At 27.5% G+C, this 8,119-nt stretch carries 9 protein-coding genes; 2 read left to right on the top strand and 7 right to left on the bottom strand.

All coding sequences use genetic code 11. The annotated features are described in order from the left end of the window. Window positions 1-68 precede the first annotated feature (68 nt). Complete coding sequence (locus tag AMN81_RS01355; RefSeq protein WP_072090349.1) at window positions 69-716, bottom strand: membrane protein YczE; 648 nt, start codon at window positions 714-716, stop codon at window positions 69-71. A gap of 53 nt (window positions 717-769) precedes the next feature. On the opposite strand from AMN81_RS01355, the gene AMN81_RS01350 reads away from it, so the two are divergent. After that, window positions 770-1,450, top strand: coding sequence for a DUF6134 family protein (locus AMN81_RS01350; protein ID WP_072090348.1), 681 nt, complete (start codon window positions 770-772; stop codon window positions 1,448-1,450). A gap of 2 nt (window positions 1,451-1,452) precedes the next feature. Here the strand turns inward: AMN81_RS01350 and AMN81_RS01345 are convergent, their stop codons facing one another. Genes AMN81_RS01345 through AMN81_RS01335 form a run of 3 tightly spaced genes read right to left on the bottom strand, consistent with a single transcriptional unit; the run spans window position 1,453 to window position 5,153 of the window. Continuing rightward, on the bottom strand, window positions 1,453-2,424 hold the full coding sequence (locus AMN81_RS01345; RefSeq protein WP_072090347.1) for an NAD(P)-binding protein: 972 nt from the start codon (window positions 2,422-2,424) through the stop codon (window positions 1,453-1,455). Next, a complete protein-coding gene (locus AMN81_RS01340; RefSeq protein WP_072090346.1) occupies window positions 2,421-3,737 on the bottom strand; it encodes a TldD/PmbA family protein in 1,317 nt (438 codons plus the stop codon). Before AMN81_RS01340 ends, AMN81_RS01345 begins: the two co-directional genes overlap by 4 nt. Before the next feature lie 3 nt (window positions 3,738-3,740). Continuing rightward, entirely contained in the window at window positions 3,741-5,153 is a 1,413-nt protein-coding gene (locus AMN81_RS01335; protein ID WP_072090345.1) for a TldD/PmbA family protein, read from the bottom strand. A gap of 85 nt (window positions 5,154-5,238) precedes the next feature. Between AMN81_RS01335 and AMN81_RS01330 the strand changes: the two genes are divergently transcribed. After that, window positions 5,239-5,586, top strand: a complete 348-nt coding sequence (locus tag AMN81_RS01330; RefSeq protein ID WP_072090344.1) for a DCC1-like thiol-disulfide oxidoreductase family protein — start codon at window positions 5,239-5,241, stop codon at window positions 5,584-5,586. Here the strand turns inward: AMN81_RS01330 and AMN81_RS01325 are convergent. The 3 genes from AMN81_RS01325 to AMN81_RS01315 form a co-directional block, all read right to left on the bottom strand. Further along, window positions 5,583-5,876, bottom strand: a complete 294-nt coding sequence (locus AMN81_RS01325) for a hypothetical protein (RefSeq protein ID WP_072090343.1) — start codon at window positions 5,874-5,876, stop codon at window positions 5,583-5,585. The genes AMN81_RS01330 and AMN81_RS01325 overlap by 4 nt on opposite strands. Window positions 5,877-5,906: 30 nt before the next feature. Beyond that, window positions 5,907-7,133 (bottom strand): hypothetical protein, encoded by a 1,227-nt coding sequence (locus tag AMN81_RS01320; RefSeq protein WP_072090342.1) that lies wholly within the window; start codon window positions 7,131-7,133, stop codon window positions 5,907-5,909. 28 nt (window positions 7,134-7,161) lie between these two features. After that, window positions 7,162-8,119, bottom strand: a 958-nt coding sequence (locus AMN81_RS01315; RefSeq protein ID WP_072090341.1) for an SAM-dependent methyltransferase, incomplete at its 5' end; no start/stop codon positions are given.

The following is an 8,119-nucleotide window of genomic DNA, read 5'->3' as shown; positions in this document are numbered from 1 at the left end:
GATATTGTTAAAAGACCGTCTTTAAGCTCAGCACCATTAACTTTTACATCATCAGCTATAGCTGCAGCCTAATCAAAAGTTTTATCAACTAAATAAAGTCCTAACGCAACGCATGGACCTATGCCGAATGCAAACAATAAAGTTCCTACACCCACTGTTCCTCCTAAATACCATCCAATACTAACAACTGAAATTTCTAATGTTGCTCTTACAACAGCTATAGGAAAATTAGTTAATTTTTGTAATCCTATCATTAGACCATCTCTAGGACCGGCTCCTAAATTTGATACTAAGTAAATACCTCCACCTATTCCAACCATGATAACAGAAATTACAGCTAATAATAATTGATGAATATAATTTGATGGCGTTGGAACATACTTGATACAAAGATCAATCATCATTGCAATTATCAGAGCATTAAATATTGTACCCATCCCTGGTTTTTGACCAAGAGGTATCCATAAAATTAAAACAGCAATACTTATTAATAATGTGATAGTTCCAATACTTAAATTAACATTTAAAGAAATACCTTGTGCTAAAACACTCCAAGGAGAGGCTCCTGTGAACGAAACAATTAACAACCCCTCACCTAATCCAAATAAAGACAAACCAAAACATAAGAAAAAAAGTGTAGAAAACTTTGGTTTAAAATTAAATGGTTTTTCTGAGCTCCATTTTACTTTTGGTATTTTTTTTATTTTTAAAAACATAATTGTAATAAGATATATCTATTAATGAAAAATTCTAATATTGTAACCAGGAAATGAAAAAGTTTGCAATTATTTTACTTGTTGTATTTTTCTCATCAATTTCTTTGGCTCATATAGGTCATTATAACAAATTTGACAAAATAGAAATGGAGATCTTGAGAAACGATGAAGTAATTGGCTATAACAATTATTTTTTTAAAAGAGATGGTGAAAAAACGATAGTAAAAAATCAATACAAGTTTGAGGTAAAGGTGCTATCTGCAACAATATTCAAAGTAGAGGGGTATGGGGAAGAAATTTATATAAAAGATAATTTAATATCTTTTCAATCAAAGACAATTCAAAATAAAAAAGAAAAATTTGTAAACTTAAAATTAGATAAAAATAATAAAAAGTTTGACATCAAAGGGTCCTCATATTCAGGTGAAGCTTCTATAAAAAATATTATTGGAAATTGGTGGAGTCATAGAATTTTAGAAGCAGAAAGCCAAATAAGTCCTATTTCTGGAAGTATAAAAGAACAAATAGTTACTTTTATTGGCAAGGAAAACATTTCAGTTAATGGTAAACAATACGAAACTGATCATTTTAAACTAACATCTAAAGATATGACTCTTCCTGAAGATAAAAAATTAAATTTTGATATTTGGCTTGATAAAAAAACTTCAGTTATAGTTAAAGTTACATATAAAAGAATGGGAGATTGGGAGTATCGCTTAAAAAATCTTGAATAAAATTATTTATTCATTTTTTTAAAAAGATCGTTCGCACTTATCCATCCAGCCTCTACTCTAGGACCTACAAACCAATCTGCACACACTCCTAAATTTAATTTAGTATTCCAATAACTTTTGATTTTAAAGGGCCTAGAATTTGAGGAATATTTCCAACCATGATTTAATGAAGTTAATATTTTTGTTTTTTTAATTCCAGTAAGTTTAAAAAATTGATCTATTAAAATCTTTGAGTTTTTTTCTTTATTTTCTCTATTTTTATTTATTTTTTTATTTGCCCATAGGTTTGTGCTTTGTAAAGTCCATAAATCATTTATACTTTTAAATCTTTTTTTACTATTTTCTTTGGCAGCCCACCCTAAAATTTTGTCGTCAAATAAATAACTTGATATGTTTTTATTTGTTTTTTTTATTTCAATCATAACTGTAATATTTGCATCCATTTTGATTTTTTGCTTGATGAACGGATCTTTTATATATTTTTTTGATAATTTTTTTAATTGTGGGAATGGACAAGTTAATATTAATTTATCATAATATTTTATTTGGTTTTTCTTAAAATCTAATTTCCATTTGTTATTTATAAATTGAATTTTCTCTAACTCACTTTGAAAGTCACATTTTATATTCTTTATCAAATATTTGCTGATATCATTATTACCTTTGCAACCAATTATTTTAATATGATTTTTATTTTCTTTTTTTAATTTGTTTAAAAAAATATGTTTGCCACTCCATTTTTTTAGAATTTTTTTTTTACGTAAATTTGTAATAAATTTTTTAAATTGAATTGATTTTGGAGAAATATATTGAGCTCCATGGTCAAATCCTTTTGACTTTTTTAATCTTTTAAAGGAAGATCTGCCACCTGGACCTCGAGCTTTATCATAAATATGTACAATATTTTTTTTGCTTAAAAGATTAGCTATTGTCGCTCCAGAAATTCCAGAGCCAATTACGCAATAACTGCTCATTTTCCTGCAACAGTCATACCTTCTATCATCATAGTTGGTGAATTGACTGAATATTCGAATTCTAAATCATTAGCTAAAGTTATATTTTTAAACATATCCTTAAAATTACCAGCAATAGTTATTTCATTAACAGGATATTTAAATTCTCCATCTTCAACCAAAAAACCAGTTGCCCCTACTGAATAATCTCCTGTTACAAGATTAGATCCATGACCAATAGTCTCTGTAATATAAAGACTTTTTGAATTCTTTTTTAGAAGATCTTCGTAGGTTATATTTCCATTTTCAAAATATAAATTAGTAGTTCCGCCACTTCTTCCATTTGATTTTAAATTTAATTTTTTTCCATTATAAGTGTCGACAAGGTAATTTTTAAGTATTCCATTCTCTACAAGTTGTATTGTATTGGAATTTACACCCTCTGAATCAAAGTTTTGGGAACCCATTCCTTTAATTATATCTGGTTTATCAATTACATTTATCGAATTGGCAAAAACCTGTTGATCAATTTTACCCTTCAAAAATGAAGTACCTCTTGCAATTGCAGATGCAGATATTGCACTTGCAAAAACACTTAACATTCCTTTTGAAATTCTTTTATCAAAAATTATGCTTATCTTCTCGCTTCCAATTTTGTTGGGACTTAATTTTCTAATAGTTTGCTTGGCAGCTTTATTTCCAAGATCTGATGCTTGCTTAATATCAGACAAATGACGTTTGCTTGAAAATTCATAGTCTCTTTCCATGCTATTTTCATCTTTTGCAACTGTTACGCAAGAAGTAGTAAAAGATGAAGTTTTATAACCATCACAAAAACCGTAACTATTAGCTAATATAAAATTTGATTTATTTTCAGTAAAACTAGATTCTGTATTTATAATTTGCTTATTTGATGAAGCAGCCTCCTCTAAATCTTTTAAATATTTTATTTTTTTATCATTTTCGAATCTTGTTTCATCATACAAATTAAGGCTACTAATTTGTTTGGCTAATAAATCTTTTTCAGGCAAAGAATTAAATTCATCCTCTGGTGTAATTTTTGTAGTCTCAAAGCACTTTTCAATTAAAGTTTTTATATTTTCATCTAGTAAATTTGATGATGAAATTGATGATCTTCTTTTACCTAAATAAGTTTCTATACTTAATGCCAATCCATCTGATCTATCTGAGGCTTCTAATGATTTATTTCTAAAATTAACTGTTTCTGAAATTGAGTGACCAACTGTAACACTTGCATCAGTTGCTCCCATTTTTTTTGCTAAATCCAAACAATATGAAGCTTTTGATTTTAGAAATTCTTGATCCTTAACCATAATTTAAAGTTTTGTTCCACCAACTGTCATTTTATCAATCAAAATTGAAGGTTGAGCAACTCCCACTGGAACTCCTTGTCCTGCCTTTCCACAAGTTCCTATGCCTGGATCTAACATCATATCATTTCCTACCATCGATACTTCTTTAAGTATTGATGGTCCATCACCAATAAGTGTTGCACCTTTAATTGGAGATCCAATTTTACCATTATTTATTTCGTAAGCCTCAGTGCAATTAAATACAAATTTTCCAGATGTAATATCTACCTGGCCACCTCCAAAACTTACTGCAAAAATTCCTTTATCAACAGATTTGATCATTTCATCTTGAGTTTGATTGCCACTTAACATCATTGTATTTCTCATTCTTGGTAACACGATATGTCTATAATTTTCTCTTCTTCCTGATCCGGTAGATTTTGTATTCATTAATCTTGCATTATGTCTGTCTTGCATAAAATTTTTGAGAATACCATTTTCAATTAAAACTGTTCGCTCAGTTGGTGTTCCTTCATCATCAATTGTTAAACTACCTCTTCTATTATCTATCGTACCATCATCAACAATTGTTACTCCCTCACTTGCAACTTTTTCACCCATAAGATCATGAAATGCTGATGTTTTTTTTCTATTAAAATCTCCTTCAAGACCATGACCAATTGCTTCATGAATTAATATAGCTGGCCAACCAGGTCCTAAAACTACTTTCATCTCACCAGCAGGTGCTGGTTTGCTCTCTAAATTTACTGATGCTATTCTATAAGCCTCCTCACAAACATTTTTCCAATTGTCATTTTTTAAATAATCATCATAAGATTGTCTGCCACCAATTCCATATACACCCGTTTCTTTTCTTCCATTTTTTTCTAACATCACAGACACATTAAATCTAATTAATGGACGTACATCAGTAAGCGACTCTCCACCTGATCTAATAATCTCTATTGATTTTTGCTCACCAGCAAAACTAGCCGTTACTTGTTTTACCGATGCATCTTTTTTTCTTAAAAATTCATTTACTTTATTTAAGACTTCTAATTTTGAATTTAACGTTTTTTGTTCAATTGGATTAATATCTTTATAAAATTTTTTATTAGATTTTGGAATTTCATGATTGTATGTGCCTTTAATTGATTTCAAAGTTGATTTAAGATTTTCTGAAGAATTTTTTAATGAATCTTTTGATATTTCATTTGAATATGAATAAGCAACAACCTCGTTTGAGATAGCCCTAAAACCAAATCCCAAATCAGAACTGTAATTTGAGCTTTTTATTTTGTTATCATCTAGCAAAATTGACTCTGATTTAGACTCCTCTAGATAAAGCTCGCCATCATCACAATTGTTAAGTGTTTCAGATACTAATTTATCTGCATCTTGTCTTGTTAAATCTGATTTATTAAAGAAATTACTCATTCACCTTAAATAGTAGTTTGTTGATAATTTTCAACTGATCATTTTACGCATGTACAATTTCATACTAAAAGTTAATTGTTATTGTATGAAAGTATATTTTAATAATTCTTGTAAAATCTGTAGGTCAGAAATTAACTTATATAAAAAAGAAAATATCAAAGATATTGATTGGATAGATATAACTAATAATTCGGATGCTGAAAAAGAAACATCGAGAAATGATAGAGAATTGTTAAGAAGACTACATGTTAAAGAAAACGGTAAAATTATTCAGGGGGCAGAGGCATTTCTTTATGTTTGGAAAAAAATTCCAAAATATAAATTTTTATATAAATTTTTTAAACTACCAATAATTTTCACAATCTTTAAATATGGGTATGAAATGGTTGCCTTTTTTTTATATTTGAAAAATAAAAAACAACTCAAAAACTAAGTTAAGAAAAATATTAAAAATTCACTAAGTAAAGACATAGATAACAAGAACATTATTAATAAAATTGAGTACATTAGAGTTATAACTCTATTTCTTTTTCTTCTCAGTCTAACAAAAGTTTTATCATCAAGATCTGAGATATCTCTTTCACCTATAACTGGATAATCATAACTCCATCTCCATGTAGATTGGCCTAATCTAGAGTCGAGACTGTTAAAATATCTTATCCATGCAAGAACATATCTAAATACTAAATATAAAATTATCATTAATGCAGATGAAAATAACATTCTAAATGATACTTAATAATTTATGATAATTTAATTGATATTTTTGGCTCTTTTTCTTCCGATTAATTGAGTAAGTGCGTCAACCATAGTATCTGAAGCCTTAAATATTTCATTATTTTTAAATTCATGAGAAATATTTTTTTCTGGGTTAGTTTTATCTTCAATAACTATTCCTTCATCAGGCGAATTATTTTTTATATAAATTAACAAAAGCCATTCATCATCTGATGCTTCATCCCACTTAACAAATATTTCTCCAGTTTCAAACCTTCTATCAATACATCTGAAGATAGACATGTGCCTTGTTATGTGTCTTTTGTTTAATTGAAATACTAAGCTACTAGCACTTCTGTAAAAACTTTCGAGAGCAAACTCAATTTTTTGTCTAGCTAAAGTATATTCTTTTTCTTTTTGTAAAAGAGTTTCTCTATCTTCATCTCCTTGAATTTTTACTCCTAAGGCCTCTACTCTTTCCCTAATCTTTTGATCTCTAATAATTCGGTATTTTTCTTTTAGTTTTTCTATTCTTTGTTGTAAGCCAGCATAATCTTCTCTCTTTTCTCTTAAAGAAATTTTTTCTAATTTCTCTAATTCTTTAACCTCTCTAACTCTAAACTTTTCAATTTGCTTATCTAATTTTAATTGTTGTAAAAATTGCTTTTGTTTTTCTGCTTGTTCAATTCTTAAAAGAGCTTGTTCTTTTCTTAAGAATAATTTTATTTCTTTTGTTCTTTGTTTTTCTAATCTAATTTCATCTTTTAAGGCTTGTTCTTTTAATTTAACTTTTAATTCAGCCTCTTTTTGCTTTTCTTTTGCAGCTTCAATCTTTTCTAATCTTTCTTTTTCTTGTTTTTCTAATTTTAACCTTCTTGTTTCATCTTTTTTTAGAATTTTATATTGTGAAATTGTGTCTGCTATCTTATCAAAAAATGCTTGAATATATTTTTCAAAACCAAAATTTAATCTAAACTTAAATTCAGGCTTTAGAGAATTTTGAAAGTTAACTACTTTTAAAAGAAAATCTGATTTCTTTGGAACAGTAGATTTAGAATTTTTTGAAATTTTTTTTGATTGTTTTAGTTTTTTTGATTTTTTTTGTTTTTTATTTTTTTGTTTCCTTCGATTATTAATTTTTTTTACAGATTTATTTTTAATCTTAAATTTATTTGACTTTTTAGATATTTTTTTAACTCTTTTTTTTGTTTTTCTTTGATTTTTAGAAATACTTTTTTTTGATTTTTTTTTCTTTTTTTTCATTTTAAGAGAGTTAGTTTCTACCAATTATTTATTGATAAATATAGTCTCTTGTAACAGGTGTAGAAGAATAATTCTTTGTTAATTGAAATTGGTATACAACTTGATCACCCCATTTAAATGCCATCTCACAACCAGCAAGATAAAATTCCCACATCCTAAAAAATCTTTCATCGAACATTTGAATTATTTTGTCTTTATTTCGAATGCAATTTTCTTTCCAATGTCTTAGTGTATGCGAGTAATGAAGTCTTAAAACCTCAATATCTGCAACTATTAAGCCTGCTTTTTCAATTGGTGTTGTTACCTCACTTAAACTTGGAGTATAGCCTCCTGGAAAAATATACTTAGTGATCCATGGATGTGGATCTCTTGGTGGATTTACTGATCCTATAGTATGAATTAATGATACTCCATCATCTTTTAAAAGTTTTGCAACTTGTGAAAAAAATTTTTTATAAAATTTTCTTCCTACATGTTCAAACATCCCAACACTGACTATTCTATCAAATTTTTCATTGAGCTCTCTATAATCCATTAACTTAAAGTTTAATTGATTTTCTAAATTAAGTTCTTTTGCTCTTTTCTTGCAGTAATTAAATTGATTTTCTGAAAGTGTAATACCTGTTACTTCGCAGTTTGCACTTTTTGCAATATCTATTGCTAGAGAACCCCATCCACATCCGATATCTAAAACTTTTTGATTTGGTTTTATATTAAGTTTTTTTATTATATGTTGAATTTTATTATTTTGAGCAGTTTCCAATGTATCTGTTTCATTTTTAAAATATGCACATGAATATTGTCTTTTAGGATCTAAAAATAAGTCATAAAGATCATCTGAAATATCATAATGATGCGAAACATTCATCTTAGATTTTTTTATAAAATTAAAATTAGTTAAATATCTATAAGAACCTCTTAATCTATTAATCAAATAGCTAAAAAAATTTAAGTCTCCTCTTCCAAAATTCATTAAAGAAAGATCC

This window comes from Candidatus Pelagibacter communis (assembly GCF_001179845.1).
Classification (GTDB): domain Bacteria; phylum Pseudomonadota; class Alphaproteobacteria; order Pelagibacterales; family Pelagibacteraceae; genus Pelagibacter; species Pelagibacter ubique_Q.
The sequence above is the reverse complement of the archived record's forward strand: the minus strand, read 5'-3'. Positions and strand labels throughout refer to the sequence as shown.